Source organism: Bacillus sp. UNC437CL72CviS29, assembly GCF_000482345.1.
Classification (GTDB): domain Bacteria; phylum Bacillota; class Bacilli; order Bacillales; family Bacillaceae_G; genus Bacillus_A; species Bacillus_A arachidis.
In genome coordinates, this window is sequence record NZ_AXVB01000009.1 from 94,041 (window position 1) to 112,674 (window position 18,634).

Annotated in this window: 18 protein-coding genes and 1 pseudogene; 9 read left to right on the forward strand and 10 right to left on the reverse strand. The window is 34.6% G+C overall.

The annotated features are described in order from the left end of the window. The first annotated feature begins 121 nt into the window (after positions 1-121). The 4 genes from pepF (at position 122) to M014_RS0109820 (ending at position 4,710) form a co-directional block, all read left to right on the forward strand. Positions 122-1,909: an oligoendopeptidase F gene (gene pepF, locus M014_RS0109810; protein ID WP_026591564.1), complete on the forward strand. Its 1,788-nt coding sequence runs from the start codon at positions 122-124 to the stop codon at positions 1,907-1,909. A 392-nt stretch (positions 1,910-2,301) separates the two neighbouring features. After that, complete coding sequence (locus M014_RS30615) at positions 2,302-2,493, forward strand: DUF3967 domain-containing protein (protein WP_141527929.1); 192 nt, start codon at positions 2,302-2,304, stop codon at positions 2,491-2,493. A gap of 88 nt (positions 2,494-2,581) precedes the next feature. Then, positions 2,582-2,788 (forward strand): hypothetical protein, encoded by a 207-nt coding sequence (locus M014_RS0109815; RefSeq protein WP_026591565.1) that lies wholly within the window; start codon positions 2,582-2,584, stop codon positions 2,786-2,788. A 446-nt stretch (positions 2,789-3,234) separates the two neighbouring features. Next, a complete protein-coding gene (locus M014_RS0109820) occupies positions 3,235-4,710 on the forward strand; it encodes a protein adenylyltransferase SelO (protein WP_026591566.1) in 1,476 nt (491 codons plus the stop codon). A 160-nt stretch (positions 4,711-4,870) separates the two neighbouring features. On the opposite strand, the gene M014_RS0109825 is transcribed toward M014_RS0109820, so the two are convergent. After that, on the reverse strand, positions 4,871-6,256 hold the full coding sequence (locus M014_RS0109825; protein ID WP_026591567.1) for an FAD-binding oxidoreductase: 1,386 nt from the start codon (positions 6,254-6,256) through the stop codon (positions 4,871-4,873). Positions 6,257-6,542: 286 nt separating this feature from the next. Between M014_RS0109825 and M014_RS0109830 the strand changes: the two genes are divergently transcribed. Beyond that, positions 6,543-7,067 carry a CbrC family protein gene (locus M014_RS0109830; protein ID WP_035414814.1) on the forward strand — a complete coding sequence of 175 codons (525 nt, stop codon included), beginning with the start codon at positions 6,543-6,545 and terminating at the stop codon, positions 7,065-7,067. A 240-nt stretch (positions 7,068-7,307) separates the two neighbouring features. Here the strand turns inward: M014_RS0109830 and M014_RS0109840 are convergent, their stop codons facing one another. The 8 genes and pseudogenes from M014_RS0109840 to M014_RS0109875 all read right to left on the reverse strand — a co-directional run bounded on the left by M014_RS0109840 (position 7,308) and on the right by M014_RS0109875 (position 14,361). Further along, entirely contained in the window at positions 7,308-8,093 is a 786-nt protein-coding gene (locus tag M014_RS0109840) for a TrmB family transcriptional regulator (RefSeq protein ID WP_026591570.1), read from the reverse strand. Positions 8,094-8,407: 314 nt separating this feature from the next. After that, a pseudogene (locus M014_RS28190) lies at positions 8,408-8,534 on the reverse strand (protein-tyrosine phosphatase family protein); the annotation flags it as partial. 110 nt (positions 8,535-8,644) lie between these two features. Continuing rightward, positions 8,645-9,016 (reverse strand): ATP synthase subunit I, encoded by a 372-nt coding sequence (locus M014_RS0109850; RefSeq protein WP_026591571.1) that lies wholly within the window; start codon positions 9,014-9,016, stop codon positions 8,645-8,647. Positions 9,017-9,393: 377 nt separating this feature from the next. Continuing rightward, complete coding sequence (locus M014_RS0109855; RefSeq protein WP_026591572.1) at positions 9,394-9,882, reverse strand: DedA family protein; 489 nt, start codon at positions 9,880-9,882, stop codon at positions 9,394-9,396. Beyond that, the gene (pssA, locus tag M014_RS0109860; protein ID WP_026591573.1) at positions 9,873-10,406 is read right to left on the reverse strand and encodes a CDP-diacylglycerol--serine O-phosphatidyltransferase; all 534 of its coding nucleotides are present in this window, start codon (positions 10,404-10,406) and stop codon (positions 9,873-9,875) included. The genes M014_RS0109855 and pssA overlap by 10 nt, the downstream gene beginning before the upstream one ends. 111 nt (positions 10,407-10,517) lie before the next feature. Then, positions 10,518-10,973: a MarR family winged helix-turn-helix transcriptional regulator gene (locus M014_RS0109865; RefSeq protein ID WP_026591574.1), complete on the reverse strand. Its 456-nt coding sequence runs from the start codon at positions 10,971-10,973 to the stop codon at positions 10,518-10,520. 461 nt (positions 10,974-11,434) lie between these two features. Then, positions 11,435-12,967 (reverse strand): cardiolipin synthase, encoded by a 1,533-nt coding sequence (locus M014_RS0109870; RefSeq protein WP_026591575.1) that lies wholly within the window; start codon positions 12,965-12,967, stop codon positions 11,435-11,437. A gap of 212 nt (positions 12,968-13,179) precedes the next feature. Beyond that, entirely contained in the window at positions 13,180-14,361 is a 1,182-nt protein-coding gene (locus M014_RS0109875) for a YhgE/Pip domain-containing protein (RefSeq protein WP_026591576.1), read from the reverse strand. Positions 14,362-14,566: 205 nt separating this feature from the next. Here M014_RS0109875 and M014_RS0109880 point away from each other — a divergent pair, with 205 nt between their 5' ends. From M014_RS0109880 to M014_RS0109890, 3 genes are all read left to right on the forward strand, one after another. Beyond that, a complete protein-coding gene (locus tag M014_RS0109880; RefSeq protein WP_026591577.1) occupies positions 14,567-15,181 on the forward strand; it encodes a TetR/AcrR family transcriptional regulator in 615 nt (204 codons plus the stop codon). Positions 15,182-15,685: 504 nt separating this feature from the next. Continuing rightward, a complete protein-coding gene (locus tag M014_RS0109885; protein WP_026591578.1) occupies positions 15,686-16,204 on the forward strand; it encodes a GNAT family N-acetyltransferase in 519 nt (172 codons plus the stop codon). A gap of 34 nt (positions 16,205-16,238) precedes the next feature. Continuing rightward, positions 16,239-16,691, forward strand: coding sequence for a DinB family protein (locus tag M014_RS0109890; protein ID WP_026591579.1), 453 nt, complete (start codon positions 16,239-16,241; stop codon positions 16,689-16,691). A 174-nt stretch (positions 16,692-16,865) separates the two neighbouring features. Here M014_RS0109890 and M014_RS0109895 read toward each other — a convergent pair whose 3' ends face one another. Next, a complete protein-coding gene (locus M014_RS0109895) occupies positions 16,866-17,777 on the reverse strand; it encodes a VanW family protein (protein WP_026591580.1) in 912 nt (303 codons plus the stop codon). Between the two features lie 404 nt (positions 17,778-18,181). Here M014_RS0109895 and M014_RS0109900 point away from each other — a divergent pair, with 404 nt between their 5' ends. Beyond that, positions 18,182-18,511 (forward strand): hypothetical protein, encoded by a 330-nt coding sequence (locus M014_RS0109900; RefSeq protein ID WP_026591581.1) that lies wholly within the window; start codon positions 18,182-18,184, stop codon positions 18,509-18,511. The last annotated feature ends 123 nt before the right edge of the window (positions 18,512-18,634 follow it).

Sequence of the window (18,634 nt, forward strand, 5' to 3'; positions counted from 1 at the left end):
TCCCCTCAGTTTTTCGTTTCCGACAAGACTTTTCATCGTGCAGCAGGGATTTTTTGCAATTTGTTGTATTTCATAGTTATATAGAGAATATACAAACTACATATTTAGAGAGGACATGATTATGACAGAATTTAAGAATAGAATAGATGTACTTAATCAGGAAAAATGGGATTTAACAGCCATTTATAAAACAATTGAAGACTGGAAAAACGACTATGAAAAAATCGAAATTTTAACAGAGAACTTAAAAGAATTCAATGGAAATATCCATGATGGCCAAAGTTTACTTACTTATCTTACAAAAAGTGAAGAAGTATCAAGTTTGTTCAGTCTCGTTTATGCATATGCAAGGCTTCAAGCTGACCTTGATACACGCGATATGGAAGCTCAGTCTCTTGTAGACAAAGCATCACAATTACATGTTAAAATAAGCGCCACTCGTTCCTTCTTTTCACCGTTCTTACTTAGTATCGATGAGAAAACATTACATTCTTATATAGAAGAAAATGAAGGCTTACATTATTATAAAGAGGATTTATTTGAATTATATCGCTATAAAAACCATGTCTTAAATAAAGATAAAGAAGAGATTTTATCCCAAATGGGTGAAGCCCTCTCTGCTCCTCAACATACATATGGAATGATAAATAACGCAGACATTACATTTGGAGAAGTTACAACTGAAAATGGGGATAAAGTGAACTTAACTCGCGGGATGTACTCAAAATTAATAAAAGATGAACATAGAGATACGAGGAAGGAAGCTTATAAAGCCTACTATCAACCCTACGTTCAACTAAAAAACTCTATAGCTTCTACTTTAGCAGCAGCTATAAAAAACAATGTTACCATTTCAAAAATTAGAAACTATCCTTCTGCTTTAGAAAAATCTTTATTTGGTGATATGGTTCCAAAGGAAGTATATGATACTTTAATTGATACGACTAAAAGAAATATTAAATCTCTTCATAAGTATAATCATTTACGAAAAGAAAAATTGCAGCTAGATGAATTAAGACAGTATGACTTAAATGTTGATTTAGTAAAAGGCGTAAAACAAGATATTCCATATGATGAAGCATTTGAAATGATGCTTACTTCCCTTTCTCCACTCGGTGAAGAATATCTTCAAACACTCCGAGGTTTTAAAGACAAACGCTACATAGATGTAAGAGAATTACCTGGTAAACGTTCTGGTGCCTATAATTTTGGCGTATATGGTGTTCATCCGTTTATCCTTTTAAATCATAATGATGACTTAAATAGTCTCTTTACGCTTACTCATGAATGTGGACATGGTATGCATACATATTATTCACATAGTTTCCAGCCGAGAATTTCCGCTCACTATTCAATTTTTGTAGCCGAAGTAGCTTCAACAGTAAATGAAGTACTGCTCATTCACCATTTATTAAAAGAAGCAAAAGATATAGACGTACGCAAACATTTAATCAATCACTTTATCGACCAGTTTAAAGGAACTTTCTTTACACAAGTTATGTTTGCTGAATTTGAAAAGATTACGCACGAAATGGCAGAACAAGGTAAGCCACTAAATGCTCAAGCATTCAATGATGTTTATGAGAAATTATTTAGAGAATACAACGGGGACACTCTCGTATTCGATGAAGAAGTAAAATATGGATGGTCTAGAATCCCTCATTTTTACCGACCATTTTACGTTTATAAATACGCTACCGGATTTGCTTCCGCAATTCAAATCGCAGAGCAACTTTTAAGCGGTGATCCTACCGCTCAGAAAAATTATATCGATTTCTTAAAAGGCGGAAGTTCAGATTATCCACTGAACCTTTTAAAGAAAGCCGGTGTCGATTTAACAACATCAAAACCTATTGAAAGTGCATTAGATCGTTTTAGTAAACTAGTTGAAGAATTTTCGTCATTTTAACAAAAAGAGCCTCTTATGCTAGAGGCTTTTTCAAATTTATTTTCCTTCTAATAAATCTTTTGCCTCCTTTCAAAATTCCTGATTACATACATCACTCATTCCATTTTGGACATTCAAGAAAAGAATGTTCAAAATTTGTTTATCCCAATTGAAATTTATTAAATGTATTTTATTTAACTAATGCACCATAAAGCAAGTGATACAAGTCCTCCCTCGATAAATGAATCACCCACCTCAGTTTCCTAATGTAATGAGTCTTCTTCACTATCTATTAAAAAGGCTACTGTATTCCTTGAACGAGACGTACTCTTATTAGAAAAAAATTAAGCACCTACAAAGTCAGGGCCAAAAGCTAGAAACTGCAATTAAACAAGTGCTGAGCAAGCAAAAGCATGTCCCACTCACCCCACAGAACACCCTTCACTCATAGATATAGATTTGAACATGGAAAAAGTACAATTGAAAAAAGAATTGTTAGAGGCAATCAAGCAGGAGTTTTTAGTAGTAAGCAACGTATTTTGCAAAGATTAGAAGAACGAGATCAAGTGCTGATGCAACATATACGAGAGGTACAAAAAAGTTAATATAGGTTAATAAACAAGCACTTTTTCTATTAAAACATAAAATAATATATCTCTTATTCGAAGGGAGGTATAAAAATGAGTTGGAGTAGTGACTGTTCGAAGCGTCGTAATGATTCTTGTAAATGTGAGCACCGTAGCGATTCGTGGAAAGATAAACACGACAGTGATTCTTGTAAGTGTAAACGTCATAGTGATAGTGGTTCTTGTAGATGTAAGAGAGAACATCGTCGTAGATGTTGTTTCATTTGTTTTCATTGTGATTGCAAACATTGATAAAATAGTTCCTCGTTTTTAGTTTTTGGTAAGAAATCATATAAAAAGCTTATCCTTTGTAAGAAAGGTTAGGCTTTTTATATTTGCTACTAATTGCGCTATGTTAACCTTATATGGATTTTTATTTATAACATTTTTTTTAACTCTTCATTCTTTCTTAAATTTTATCGGACACAGTTCTTTTCTATTACCTTGTTTTTTCTTATTCCTCAACTAGAGGCACTTACATTTCACCATGAACTACATAAATGAATATCCGAAAAAAACTTTATACAATTTTAAATGATGAAATACGTTTTAGTTCCACTCATAAAAGTGCTACTATAGATATCAGAACGACTTAATAAAACCAATGATTGATACGTTTTTTATTCATTGATTACAGAGGAAATGCACATAATTATAGATGAATCCAAGAAAGGTTTGTAAAAAACTAGTTTTAAAAATAAAACAACAAAAGGAGATACAATGGAAAAGAAAAAAGAACTAAAAGAAGCTGGATGGAATTTTGACAACAGTTATGCTCGTCTACCAGAGCCATTTTTCGCCAATCTCTCTCCAACACCCGTACGTTCACCAAAGTTAGTCATTCTAAATGATTCTTTGGCAACATCTTTAGGGTTAAGCATAGAGGAACTTAAAAACGAAGAAGGCTTAGCAATGCTTGCCGGCAACAAAGTTCCCGGAGGTGCTTCTCCCCTTGCTCAAGCATACGCTGGGCATCAATTTGGACACTTTAATATGCTGGGGGACGGACGTGCTCTACTAATTAGCGAGCATATTTCTCCTTCAGGTAAGAGGTTTGATATTCAGCTAAAAGGTTCTGGTCGAACACCATACTCCCGCCGAGGGGATGGCCGCGCGGCACTTGGACCCATGCTGCGTGAATATATCATAAGTGAGGCAATGCATGCGCTTGGTATTCCTACTACCCGTAGTTTGGCTGTAGTTTCAACAGGTGAGTTAATCATTCGCGAAACTGCCTTGCCAGGTGCAATTTTGACACGTGTAGCTAGCAGTCATATACGCGTCGGCACGTTTCAATACGCAGCAGCTAGCTGCTCAGTTGAGGAACTTAAAACTTTAGCTGATTATACAATTAAGCGTCACTTTCCAGCTATTCAATCGCAGGAAAATCCATATTTAGCGCTACTTGAAGAAGTGCTGAAGCAACAAGCCAGCCTAATTGCAAAATGGCAACTCGTTGGTTTTATCCACGGGGTGATGAATACCGACAATATGACCATTAGTGGAGAAACCATCGATTACGGTCCTTGTGCCTTTATGGACGAATATAATCCAGCAACCGTATTTAGTTCCATTGATACACAAGGCCGATATGCCTATGGTAACCAGCCTTATATAGGTGTTTGGAATCTTGCCCGATTTGCGGAATCTTTATTACCACTCCTACATACAGATTTGGAACAAGCGACCCAAATAGCTCAAGATAGCCTTTCAAAATTTGGTGCTCTATATGAACAACATTGGCTAACTGGAATGAGAGCGAAAATAGGTATATGTAATGAAGAAGCAGAAGATAAAGTCCTTATTGATGAACTCCTTAAGATGATGGAGAAATATCGCGCAGATTATACGAATACCTTCCTTGCTTTAACTTTTGATACAAATGAAGATACCGATTTGTTTAACAGCACAGAGTTTACTCAGTGGAAGAAAAAATGGCAAGCAAGACTAGGCAGACAGCAGGAATCAAAATCTTCTTCACATCAGTTGATGCGAGACAATAATCCTGCGGTAATTCCACGAAATCATCGTGTGGAAGAGGCGCTAGAGGCCGCAGTAAAACAAGGGGATTATAGTGTGACGGAACGACTGCTCGCGGTTCTTTCAACCCCTTACGCACATTCACCTGAACAATGTGAATACGCTACATTGCCTGCGCCTTCATCCCGTCCTTATCGAACTTTTTGTGGTACGTGAGAAAACATGCAGTCAACACCTTTTCATGATTTACTGTTTATATAACATAATGCTCCTCCTTCACTTGAAGGGGGAGCATTTCTTTCACATGATTCGTATAAAGTGAAGCTTTAATCAGTTGTTTTTTTCATTCCCCACTAGTTATTAGTAGAACCATTCCCTATTCTTTCATTTTAAAGATCTTATTCGGATTCAGAATGTTTTTCGGATCAAGAGCTTGTTTTATATTTTTCATCACAAGAAGTGCTGCCCCATGCTCTTTTTCTTGATATTTTCGTTTACCAATTCCTACCCCATGTTCACCTGTACATGTTCCACCGCGTTCAAGAGCATACATTACAATTTTTTCATTTGCCGCTTCTGTTTTATGCACTTCTTCTGTATCATTAGGATTCACCATTAATAGAACATGAAAATTCCCATCTCCGACATGTCCAAGTACTCCCCCAACAATTCCCATTGCATCTAAAGTCTCTTTGGCATACTGTATTGCATTTGCTAACTCTGAAATTGGCACACAAACGTCCATACTCATCAGTTTTTTCCCTGGATGGCTATGAACATATGCATACGCTAAGTTGTGCCTTGCTTCCCATAATTTATTTCTTGCTGCCGTTTCTGTTTCAAATGAAATAGCATTACATTTATGATCTTTCATAATCTCTTTTGTAAATTCAACATCCTGTTTTAATCCTGCTTCATTCCCATGAAACTCTAAAAATAAAGTTGGCTCTTCTCTATAATTTGTTTCACTATAAAGATTAACTTGTTTCATTGAAAGTTCATCAACAAGTTCAATCCGTGCGATCGGAATGCCAGCTTGTAAAATATCAATCACAGCTTCTACAGCATCATTTACTGCCGGAAAAGATGCTCTTGCTGCCATCGTATGCTCAGGTATTCCATACACTTTTAATGTCAATTCCGTAAAACAACCAAGTGTTCCTTCTGATCCAACGAAAATACCATTTAAATGATAGCCAGATGATGACTTTGCCGCTAAAGTCCCTGTGTGTATAATTGTCCCATCTGCCAGTACCACTTCTAAATCACGAACTTGATCACGCATCACACCATACTTTACTGAAGTCGTTCCACTTGCATTTGTAGCAGCCATTCCTCCTAGCGTAGCATCGGCTCCTGGGTCTACACTAAAAAACAACCCATGCTTTTTCAACTCTTTATTGAGCTGCGAACGAGTCACACCCGGTTGAACTTTAACCAGAAAATCATTTTCTCTTACCTCTAGCACTTGATTCATAAGTGAGAAATCTATTGTAATCCCGTTTTCATATGGAATCACATGCCCTTCCAAACTTGATCCTACTCCAAATGGTACAACGGGTGCTTGGTACTTGTTCGCTAGTTTTATTATTTCACTAACCTCTTTTGTCGTTGTTGGAAATACGACAACATCTGGTAAACTACTAGCATGATAAGATTCATCTTTACTGTGCAATTCTCTCACCGTTTCATTTACTACTACTTGCGTTTCAGGAAGTACCTCTTTTAAGGCAATTATCAAATTTGCAGTTTCAGCTTTCATTTTATTCTCTCCCATCATTTTGTTACAGATTTGATATACAATTTAAGATCGTTTTATAATGATTCATCTGATGAACTATTCCATACATGGTAATCTGAAAAATCAAATAATTCAAGTCTTAATTCGGAAACAATTTAAATTTCGAAATTTCTCTTTTCTTGTTAGGAGATTACTAAAATTATCCAGAGTTAATGTTTGTAACATCAAGAAATTTTGTTTATATTCAAATTAACCTGAATTTAACAATAGACATACAGGATAAATATCATTTATGGGGGAATTAGACGTGCAATTACCAACCTTTAAATATAATCCGAACTCATTAGAATTAGGGATTATAAAAAAAGAACTTACGACTTGTTGTGTTTGCAAAAACGAACGTGAATATGTTTATAGTGGTCCTTTCTATTCCATAGAAAATGTAGAAAGCATCTGCCCTTGGTGTATCGCTAATGGAAATGCAGCTAAAAAATTTGATGGCGAATTTCAAGATTCATACTCTTGTGATGAAGTAAACGATGAAGAAAAATTAAAGGAACTTATCCATAGAACACCTGGATATCGCGGATGGCAACAGGAATACTGGCTAGGACATTGCAATGATTTTTGTGCATTCATTGGATATGTAGAATGGAAAGAAATCGCTCATTTAGAGAATGAATTACAACAAGACTTAGTTGAATTTACGGAGTATTATGGACTTAGTTTACAAGATTTTCAGTATTCATTGGGGCATCAAGGTAGTTTTCAAGGATATCTTTTCAAGTGTTTACACTGCGGTATACACCGTTTACATGTAGATTGCACCTAATATATCAATGTGCGACAACTGTATTCACATCGTAATACTTTATACCAATAGCGCATTTCGTTTCATTTTTCTATAATGATACAAAGCAACAATGAATACAACTTCTTCCTACCATCAAAAAACGAAAAAGAGTCCACTTGTATTGGACTCTTTTGTATATATGTGAAAAGATTTTGAAGTTCCTTTTCCATTTCTTCATGTATATCTTGATTTGCAGCAATAATTCCAAAAGCACCCCAATTAAACATGCAAACCTTTCTCTTTGAAATAACTTAACATTTTCCGGTAATTCTCACCATACTTCTCCTGAAATTCTTTTCCAAAATCTTCTTCAATGTGTTGCATCATCATATCATGGTAAAAAGCGTTTTTTATTACTTCAATTACTGCTGGATGGCTCGTCTCTAATGCAGATGGCTTCATATCTCCTTTGAAACTACCAATTAAAGCTGAACTAGAATCACAGAGAATAGAAAACTTCCTTTCATCCACAGGCCATTCTTCGTCCCTATAATGCTGGAATACATGTTTAAGAGGTGTTTTACATGCTCCCATTGTAATTAATATGACACTAACCCCTTTACATTCAGCTACAAGTAACGCTTCCTCTATATGGTGTAAATCTTCTGACCAAACATCTACAACTATAGATGTTTCTGCATTTGCAATAACGCGACGTGCAGCATTATCTAACGCATTGCTTCCTTGCCAATTATAAAAAGCAGATGCAGGTCTAGGCGGATTTTTTAATTGATTAATAAGAGCCTTCGAAGTTTGTTCAAATTCAGTCTGAACAAGGCGAATTAATTGCTTAATTGGAACAGCATTATAAAGTACTGTCTCCCCTTCTATACTACGGCAAGCTCCTTTGTCCGTTAATGATCGTAATGCAGCATATACATTTGTTCTTGATACAGATACCCGTTTTGCAACTTCATAGCCGGACAACTCTGTCTCTTCATGTAACGTCAAATAACACCTTGCTTCTAAATCAGACAAACCTATTTTTTTTAGTAAATCAATCATGGGAGACCTCCTATCTTAACACTTGAATGGGATGCATATCTTAAGTGGTATTTATCAATACTCCTAAAAAGTGTATTACCCTTAGTTTAAACGAAAATCAACAAAATTTCATCTGTTTATTCTTGTTAATTAACATTTGTACAAGAACAAGAAAGTCTAAACTAGAATTTTATAGATTTACAAAATTCTACCCATGTAGCCTTAGGTTAAATCAAATAAATAAATTTGAAAGAAGATAACTCCTTTAAAGAAAAATCCCCAAAAGTTCTTGTTTTTGGGGATTAGATGAATTATACGTATACATGTTTCAACACTTACTTCATTTCCAGCTTAATATTAATCTGAACGAACTTCTTTTACTTGTTGTTCTGCATCTCCAACATTGGAAGCATAACCTAATTCTAACAATAGTCCAGTTACCACTGTACCAGTGCGATTACGCCATCTCACCTAATCGATTAAACGCTTCAAATTAGATAAAAAATAGCCACAATCTGTTTATGAAAAGATTGTGGCTACTTTGAGTGGACCCAAAAAGGTTTTATGCTAATCTATTTCTTCGCATCTTTCATGCTATAATAGCCTAAATTAATCACAATTAAGAAATAACCACCCATAATTCCAGCAGCAAATGTCCACATGACACTATGATGTTCAATCTCATACATAATAATCGCACCGAGTATCGCTGCTGCAAACCGATTCATCATACCAAGCGTTGGTGCTTTTACTTTTTTTACAATGCTATCTCCAAACTTTTCAATACGCCTTCCTAAAATCCAAACACAATACATACTAACAAGCAAGCCAATGCTTGCACCTAAAAAATGGGACGAGAAAGGCGTCATAACCCATCCTAATAACATCGCGCCTAGCAAATAATATATTTGTATATTAAATGCTCTTAGTGCCATACGAATCATGCTGTGCTCCTTTACCTGCTTCATTGTATTTACATATCAACAACTACAGCTACTACTATTAAAAAAATACATATATCCCTATTGTTTTTCTAATATATAAGTCACGTGAAATAAAGAACTGACCGCTTCTATCCAGTGCCGGATACTCTCTTCCACACAAAAAAAGGATGATTTTATGTCACCTTTTTATTTTATATCTATATTCAATAACATGGGGTTTCTGTACAAAACAACATGTTATCCCTTAACGTACAAGTTTTCGCTTTTGATAACGTGACCTCTAGAATGAGATAACCGCAAAACATCGTCATAACTGTCTTAAATGATTTTAGAGTTAGCTTTTCCAGTTAGAATCTTTTCGATAATTTCATACATTCTTATTCATGAATAACTCCTATAACCCTGCCGAACGTAATAAAAACGAAACACCATAAAAATGCGCCGATAGCAGCGAACAAAATATAAGTTTTCAACTTCATTTTGCTAATCCCCGAAAGGTAACAGGTTATATGTCTGACACCTGGAATGAAATACCCAAAAATAAGAGAATAGGATCCATATTTCCCCATCCACTTTTCAACTTTAATTATTCTCTTTTCCTTCAAACCGATCCATTTCCCATATTTCTCAATAAAAGGACGACCTGCCTTTTTGCCGATCATATAACTGATCAACATACCCAACAACGCTCCTACAAAACTGACTAAAATGGCAAGCTCATAATTCAGGACATTAATATTCGTAAAGTAACCTACGACTGTCATCATGACTTCATCAGGGATTGGTATTCCTACAATCCCAAGAACAAGCATCAAAAAAATAGCGAGGTAACCATAGTCTGCTATAACCTGCTGTACTAATTCCATCTTTCAGACTCCAATTTTTTTGACATATGTTTTTTAAAATGGGGGAATTTTATTTTGCTCACCATTAAATAAGACAGTACACATGTGCCAAGGGCTATAAGAATAGGATTATTCAAAAAGCATAAAATGACGAGACACATTGCCGCAAATGGAATTGGCATTCCGATAAACGTCGGGAGCTTGCTTTGTTGAATATTAAATCTAGCAAGCCGAAGCATTCCACAAATACTGTAAGCCAGTGCACATAGCATCCCAATAGACTGCAGATCTTTTAAAGCTACACTATATGCAAGTATAGACGGAGCTATACCAAAGGTAACTAAATCCGCAAATGAGTCTAATTCTCTACCTATCTCCGAAACAGAATCAAGTTTCCGAGCAATCATGCCATCAAACAGATCAAATAACATACCTGTAATAATAAAAATCATTCCAAAATAAATATCGTGAACGAAAACTGAGTAAATAGCCAGAAGTCCACAGATAAAATTTGCTATCGTAATAATACTTGGTATATAACTCATAACATGCTTTTCCCTCTTTCAACTAACTAAGTAATGTTTCAAAAAGTTAATTAAAACTCAGTGAACATATACAACTTTTTTAATAAAAATCGCTTCATAGAAACTTTATTACTATTTGGGCTCAAGTGTCTTCTTTTTTTCTTCCAATATAATTTTATTTATTTTAATTAAGGTATCAGTCATTTGCTGCAAGGCTTCGATATCAATTTTAGAGAAGTACTTCTCAATAAGTAAATCATCTAGCTGAGACAACCGTTCTATATAATTGCTACCATTAGGACCAAGTGTAAGGAAATACTCACGTTTATTGTTAGGATTTACTTGTTTCGAAATCATATTATGCTTTTCCAATTTAGATAAAACTTGGCTAACAGCGCTTTTAGATATATTAAAAGTGGTCGCAATATTGTTCGCTGTAGTATTTTTATTTAAATTAATATAGAATATCATACTCTCTTGCTGCCCTGTAAGACCGAACTCATCCTTTAACTCCTGAGATAGTAAAATGTAGAATTCATTGTAGGCTCGATTCATTTCGTTAATTACTTCTTTATAAGATCTGGTCATAGTATTGTTCCTCCAGCCATTCTGTTATTGCATTGTGCGCCGTTTTTTGTTTCGACACATAGTTTAGTTTAGTTAACTTAACTATATTACACCTTTATGTTAGTGTAAAGGAAAATATATATCAATACTTTCATTACAAATTCATTTTAGTAACACATAAGAAGCCCCAATTATTATTAATAAAACTTTCTAGGAGAAAAAATGTATAAATCAAAAAAAGAAATATTGATATACTGATCTCTTAGTCTATCGATAGGGCTAGCACCAAAAACGCAAATTTCGTACGCTAATGAAAATTTCACAAAAAATATTTAGCTTTCTCAATTCCTACCTTTACAAGGTTTTCTACGCTACCTTTATGCTTAATAATTTTTTAAAAGATTTGTTCTGTAAAATGCATGTTTTAACTCTTGATCAGAAAAAACACTGCTATTTTATTGTTTAGATTACTTTTTTCAGAATTATAATAAAGGAGAAATTAGACGCATTAGGGATTCCATTATTCGTTTTTGAATACTACGTTTCTGAAACGATTCCCATCGAATTTCAGTTGAATAATTAAAGTCCTTTTCAAAATCACGCTTAATATCAAGAACTGTCTTAGATTCATAAAGTACGCTAATGATTTCATAATTTAGTTCAAAGCTACGGACATCCATATTTGCTGTGCCAATTGTTACAATTTCATTATCTACAAGTACAATTTTAGCGTGCATAAACCCATCTTTATAGCTGTAAATTGAAGCACCGGCTTTTAGAATAGGTGTGAAGTATGATTGAGATGCTTGATCACTAATGATTCTATCTCTCTTACCTGGATATAGAATACGGACATCTATTCCAGCCATTGCACTTAAACGTAGTAATGTTAATATTTCTTTATCCGGGATGAAGTAGGGTGTTGCAATCCAAATTGATTTCTTAGCAGAACCTATAACAGCAAGTAAAGTATTACGAATGTTTGTATCATCTGAACTCGGCCCACCTGCTACAATTTGAACAGCACCTTCTGCATGAGACTTTTCTTTACCTGGAAAGTATTTTGTATTCATAAATTGATTCCAAGAATAAGTATTTAAATCACTAGAGGCATAGAGCCAATCCTCAAGGAATATTGCTTGTAATTTGTACAATGCTTTTCCTTCTATTCGTAAGTGGCTGTCACGCCAAATTGGGAATTTTTTAGAACGACCAAGATACTCATCGCCAACGTTGAGCCCACCTGTAAAACCAATCTCTCCGTCTACAATAACAATTTTACGATGGTTACGATAATTTACTGTTTCAAGTGGACGCCATGCCGAAAGAACAGGATCAAATGCCATAACCTCAATTCCTGCATCTTTCATGGGTTGTAAGAAGCGCTTTCGTAATGAATTGCTTCCAATCCCATCATAAAGAAAGCGTACAATTACACCAGATTTTGCTTTCTTTATTAATGCATCGCGAATTTTTGTACCAATTTCATCTGCTCGATAAATATAGTATTGAATATGTATATGATGTGTAGCATTTTCAATAGCTTGTATAATGTTTGTAAATGTTTGATCCCCATTTGTTAAGAGTTTTGTTGTGGTATTATTGGCAACAGGACCGCCACCGAATTTTTGTACAACCTGTGTTAAACGAGCAGAGCGCTCACTTAATGAGGAAGTGAATGATAGATCTAGGCGTTTTTCTTCTAAAATCTCACGGAATAATTTTCTTTTCTCCTCTGAACGACGTAGATGTTTTTTTCTTCTCCAGCGGCTCCGGCCAAAAAGACAGTACAAAAGTACTCCACCAATCGGAAAAAGTGCTAATACCAAAAACCATGCTAAAGTACTTTGTGGTGAACGGTTTTCGATAAAAATAATGAAGGAAATTCCTACTATTGCGATATACCATAGTACGCGGACAAAGTTGTATAGTGAGATAATCGATGTATCTAACAGAAAGAGCACGATAGAGACAAGTGTAAACACAAATAATAATTGAACGATAGGATTTTTCATCTTGATAAAATTCACCCATTCTGTCTTAAATATAGGATTCGTATATGGAAGCTGTAATCTAACATTTCTATTAGTGTTAAATCACAGGGGTGCTGCTCTAGTCCGTCATATCATTCACATAAAATGTAATGACTTAATAAATTCGAGCTCATGAAAGCCAAAGAGATACAAGGAATTTCCCTTGTATCTTTTTGACTATGGATTTACTTCCTCTATACTGACACAGTAGATATAGAACCTTTTTGTTTATCTTTTTTGAATACAGACAGTACCATAATTATAAGAGATACAAGTCCAAGAAGCCCCATCACCTGAACATATGAGCCTATCCTGTACCCGCCAAAGAAGAAGCTGCTACGAAATGCTTCTACACTGTACTTAAAAGGAGTCCAAGAATACAACCAGTGTTTTGTCACATCCGGAAGAAATTCGTGTGCCAGTGATAAGATTGGCATAGAAAAGAAGAAGAATACCATTAATATTGGTACCCCGACACGCCCAATCCAGTTGAGTACTGCACTTTGCAAAAGGAAGAACATGAAGCCAAAGAAAAGGAACAATAAGAAAATTTCTCCTTGGTTCGGTATGTTTACCTCGAGTATGGTATGAGCAATGAAAAGGATTAAACTTGCAATTACTGTCACGAAAACAGAACCTGCAAGGATCTGTGATAAGACTGATTTTCCTGTAACACGTCCGTTTGTAAACTTTTGGACAGCTATAAATAAGACTAAGGAACTGATAAGAGTAGTAATCCATAAGATTTGTGTCAGCATTATAGGAATATTTCCATTACCTGTATGTGCTTGAACTGGATGAATCAACTCCGTTTTAACAATAAATGGGCTTGCCAATAACTTTGCCTGTTCAGTTGTTAGTGTCATATTTTTTTGTGAAAGCTGATCAAGCAAGGTATTACGGATATTTTCGTTGATCCCTCCAATGAACTTATCAATCATTTGGCTCGAAACCATTGCGGCATTATAGTTCATTCCTTGATTCACCAAGACTTGTACCTCAGTTTGTTTTCCCTTAGGTGTGGTCAGCGATACAAGTTGCTGGGATATTTCTGGTGGAAACACAATGGCAGCGTAATACTTCTTATCCTTCATCCCTTGCAATACATCTTTTTTCGTTTGTAAGAACGTCCATTTAACTGTGCTTTGCTTATTTTGCAGAATTTGCTCTTTTATTTTATCTCCTATATTTACACTTCCTTGTCCTTGTAAGTTCACACCTGTATCCTGTATTACTAAGGCAACCGGCAAGTCTTTTGGAACAGGATTAACAGTTGATCCCATAAAAGCAAAACTAGCGATGATAACAGCAGCCATAATACCTAACAAGCCACCTAGAACCATCTTTTGTTTGAAAAATTGCTTTACTGTAAGCATTTTAAATTATTCCTCCTAGCATTCGTCTAACAAAAAGATAGATAACGAACAATATGTAGTTTATAATGAATTCATGTTGTTTATAATGAAATTATATCGTTTTTGCTACACAATGCAATTTACATTTAGGACATAAATGTAAGATAAGAAACAACAGGGTAGAATCTGTTGTTTATAACAGCAATAACGAACAAGGAGGTATAAGATGTTGAAAAAAGCGGATCTGCGGATTATTCGGACAAAGAAATTTATATATGATGCTTTTATCAAACTGATAGCGGAAAAGGGATACGATGCTATTACCATTCAAGACATCACAAATGAGGCACTCATCAATCGGGCAACATTTTACTCGCATTACAAGGATAAACAAGATTTGTTAACAAAGCTTAGTGAGGGGGTACTAGGAGAGTTGACAAGTAAGATGGTCCTATATGCCCATGTACAGGGAGATCAAATAGATCTTTCGAAATTCGAGGAAATTTTACAATCCATATTTGAATGTATGGTAAAACATGCAGACTTTTATAAAACCATGCTTGGTCCTCATGGCATTTATGATTTTAACCTACAAATGCAGCGGACTATTATGGATAACCTTGAACAAAATTTCATTGAGCTTAAAATTGAAGAACATGATTTAGATATTCCAAAGGATATGGTATTGCATTTCATCACTTCCTCTGTTGTTGGGATGGCAATTTGGTGGCTTCAAAATGACATGAAATATTCACCAAAATATACTGCACAACAATTAGTGAAGCTTTTGACTAAAGGACCCTTGTGTGCAATTGGTTTTACTTTATTTAATGAGGGCTAGAGTTTCGTTTCATCATTTTTCTCCTTATTTTATTTGTCTGTTTATATTAAATAAAACAAGAAATTATAAGACTGCAAAGCGCTTTTTTAAGAAAGCTTTGTAGTCTTTTCATGTTTCAAATCCTTGTGTTCTCACAGTAGACAAGCCACCCTATCACCATAATTTAAAAAAGTTTAGAGTTTCTTGTCTCACGATCAAAAAGTTTATACTTTCATGTCTATTTACAAACGTTTATTCATAAATTTTCAGTTTAGGAATTCATGTCTTTCTACAACATTATGAACATGGTGAAATATTACAGATAAATTTTGCATATACGAATTATTGATTTTGCAAACCTCCATGTACATGTTCATTGAAACAATGAATACCCTTTGAACATTTCAATCTATCACCTCTTATTCAGAAACATCAATATCTGCAAGTACTTTATTTCTCTATCATCCAAATTATGTTAAGATTATTTTAACATTTCAAGAAATACATAAAAGGAGTCTAATAATAATGGATGTCTACTTAGTACAACCCACAATTGACTTACAAAAAGAATACTTAGAATTTTATCAAGAATGGAAAAATAGTGGTGAAACAATGATTCCTTGGGTTATTGCAAAAGATCCTTCTAACTTACCTGCCATGGTTCAAGAGTTACTCGATGCAGCGGAAGGAAAAAACCTCCGTAAAGGCTGGGTACCTGACTCTACTTATTGGCTTGTTACACAAGATAAAGAAATTGTTGGTGTTGTTAATATTCGTCACCGTTTAACAGAGCATTTATTCAATGCTGGTGGACATATTGGTTATGGCATCCGCCCTTCAGCAAGACAAAAAGGATACGCTACAAAATTGTTAGCTTTATCGTTAGAAAAAATAAAAGAATTAGGTGTTACAAAAGTGCTTGTTGTTTGCGATGAAAATAATACCGCTTCAGAAAAAACAATTTTGCATAACAGAGGATTTCGTGATAGTGACTTTATGGAAGAAGACGGTAATGTTGTAAGAAGGTATTGGATTGAGCTGTAAACATCCAGTTATTAAGGACAAAGGAGGAGTTCACATGTCTACACTGGCAACCCAATTAGAAAATATAATTCATACTGCTTCGCAAAAAATGATACTTCTTTCTGATATGGACATAAAATTTAATCTAACAAAATGGTCTAAAAAAGAAATATTAGGTCATCTTTGCGATTCCGGTACGGTAAATCATAAACGCTTTGTTGATATTCTTACTTCAAAGGAAGCTATTACACTCACTGGCTATAACCAAGATTTATGGGTGCATACACATAATTATCAACAGTCTTTTTCATCAAATGAAATTCTAAAATTATGGGAAGCTAATAACATACAAATTATAAGATTACTAAACAATGTAAAGAATGAACAATGGCAACTAACATGTAAGTTAGAAGACCAACAAGAAGTAACTTTAGAATGGCTTGTTACAGATTATATTGATCATATGAACCATCATCTTAATCAGATATTTAAAAAACATAAAAAATAAATCTCATTTCACCCTTATCCTACTCAATTGCTTTCTAATTGTATACAAAAAGCCACTCTTTCTAGAAAAATACTAGAAAGAATGGCTTAGCTCGCTCTTCTATTAATGAAAATTTTTTCATCCCTTACGAATAGGCAACCTTTATCAATCAAGCACGAAACAAGAATACACTTCTTATCTTGCTGCACGTACCTCAGCAATAAGCTTTCCACCTTCTATACTCATATAAAGCTTCACAGGTACATCATTTGTATTTTCAAATACTAAATCTAAATATGGATAGGCAATTGTAGCATCTCGGCCTTTTGGAACATATCCTACTTCTTTGGAATGCGTTGTTCTCTCCACCATCTTTAATCCAGCTTGATCTGCTGCATTAAATAAAGTAGAAGACGTTTGGCATACACCACCGCCATAACCATCTACTAATTTTCCATCAACAATTTCTTTTCCTAACTGATACCCTTTGTCTGGTGTTGTATCGCCAATCAGGGCATTAAAAGAGAAGCGATCTCCTTTTCCTAATACAACTCCACTAATGCTATTTGCAGACAAACGAATATTTTCAATTCTACCACCAGTAGAACCACCTAAATTTGTTTCATATCTCCCTAAAACTGCACCATTACCACTTGCATCGGCCGGTGTCGCTACTGGTTTTTTCTCAACAATCGGCAATTGATATGAGGCATCCCACATACCTACATTCATTAATTTATCTACTAGTTCTTTTTCCATTAATTCATAAGAAGGCTTACCTTCCTGCCATGTTCCATTGCTTGCCATACGTGAAGGAACCATCTTTTGATCAATGCTTTTTCCAACTTCCTTAGCAACCTTCGTTACTTCTTTTTTAAATTTATTTTCATCTTCAAAATAACCTAAGTTTGCTAGATTCACATTTTTTATTTCTTTCCCACTTCTAGGATCAACTAAACTCACACTGTCACTGACTCCAGTCTTAGCTTCTACAGTATGCTCTCCTATACCACTCACTAATGAAACTTCACTTACTTTTGTACCACATCCACTCACTATACTTACACATAGTGCCCCTATTACTATACTTTGTACCTTACGTAACAATACACTCTCTCCTTTTTTTTGCTATTACTCTTTGTTTTCAAATTTATGTATATATGATTACATGTTTTTTGCAATATGACTCTAAAATATTACAATTTGATTTCCACTATATTAAAATTACTCTTTTCTTTAAGAAATGTCTACAAATATTTACTTGAAAAACTTAAGTTTGTAAGATTGTAACCCTCTCTTATTTAACCAGTATATACCAAATGATAATTCAAAAACAATTTTAATAAATTAATATGTAAGAATTTTTTCATAATCAATAATAATTCATAAAAATCCTTTTCAATATGTCTTATGAAGGACCTCATTCAAAATAGGTATTTGCCGTGCCACCCATCCGCTCTTACACATACATTATGATGAATTCAACCAAATTTAGAGAACGGAGGATATTTATGTACCCCTACACCCCTTATCATTATCAAGGTCAATATGACGGACAAACGCAATATCAACCATATATAGAACAAACTGAACAAATTGATCCATATGATCCAAACAGACAATTTCAAATTCCAATTTCATTCCCAGGTACTGGTGGCCGTCAGTTAGAAAGACGAGTAAATGAGCTAGAGCAACGCGTAAATCAATTAAATCGTCAAGTAAATCAACTTCAAAACACAGTAGAACGCCATACACGTAGACTTAATCGATTAAATCAACGTTTACGTACTGTAGAGAACCGACTAAATATTCCATTTTCAGCACTTGAAGATGGATTCTAATTAATAAAATAAAAAAAACTATAGGGAAGGAGGCTCCTTCCCTATAGCCCCAATTAATAGGTAGTAGTTCTCCAATATTCGTTTTCTCTTATTAAATTGACGAAAGTTTTCTCCATCTCTATA

Excerpts from the sequence above, each read along its gene's own strand:
- M014_RS0109820 (WP_026591566.1), top strand. The coding sequence starts at position 3,235 with ATGGAAAAGAAAAAAGAACTAAAAGAAGCTGGATGGAATTTTGACAAC.
- M014_RS0109850 (WP_026591571.1), bottom strand. The coding sequence starts at position 9,016 with ATGATTCGTATGGCACTAAGAGCATTTAATATACAAATATATTATTTG.
- M014_RS0109840 (WP_026591570.1), bottom strand. The coding sequence starts at position 8,093 with ATGATTGATTTACTAAAAAAAATAGGTTTGTCTGATTTAGAAGCAAGG.
- M014_RS0109880 (WP_026591577.1), top strand. The coding sequence starts at position 14,567 with ATGTTGAAAAAAGCGGATCTGCGGATTATTCGGACAAAGAAATTTATA.
- M014_RS30615 (WP_141527929.1), top strand. The coding sequence starts at position 2,302 with ATGTCCCACTCACCCCACAGAACACCCTTCACTCATAGATATAGATTT.
- pssA (WP_026591573.1), bottom strand. The coding sequence starts at position 10,406 with ATGAGTTATATACCAAGTATTATTACGATAGCAAATTTTATCTGTGGA.
- M014_RS0109885 (WP_026591578.1), top strand. The coding sequence starts at position 15,686 with ATGGATGTCTACTTAGTACAACCCACAATTGACTTACAAAAAGAATAC.
- M014_RS0109870 (WP_026591575.1), bottom strand. The coding sequence starts at position 12,967 with ATGAAAAATCCTATCGTTCAATTATTATTTGTGTTTACACTTGTCTCT.
- M014_RS0109865 (WP_026591574.1), bottom strand. The coding sequence starts at position 10,973 with ATGACCAGATCTTATAAAGAAGTAATTAACGAAATGAATCGAGCCTAC.
- M014_RS0109855 (WP_026591572.1), bottom strand. The coding sequence starts at position 9,882 with ATGGAATTAGTACAGCAGGTTATAGCAGACTATGGTTACCTCGCTATT.
- M014_RS0109900 (WP_026591581.1), top strand. The coding sequence starts at position 18,182 with ATGTACCCCTACACCCCTTATCATTATCAAGGTCAATATGACGGACAA.
- pepF (WP_026591564.1), top strand. The coding sequence starts at position 122 with ATGACAGAATTTAAGAATAGAATAGATGTACTTAATCAGGAAAAATGG.
- M014_RS0109875 (WP_026591576.1), bottom strand. The coding sequence starts at position 14,361 with ATGCTTACAGTAAAGCAATTTTTCAAACAAAAGATGGTTCTAGGTGGC.
- M014_RS0109890 (WP_026591579.1), top strand. The coding sequence starts at position 16,239 with ATGTCTACACTGGCAACCCAATTAGAAAATATAATTCATACTGCTTCG.
- M014_RS0109825 (WP_026591567.1), bottom strand. The coding sequence starts at position 6,256 with ATGAAAGCTGAAACTGCAAATTTGATAATTGCCTTAAAAGAGGTACTT.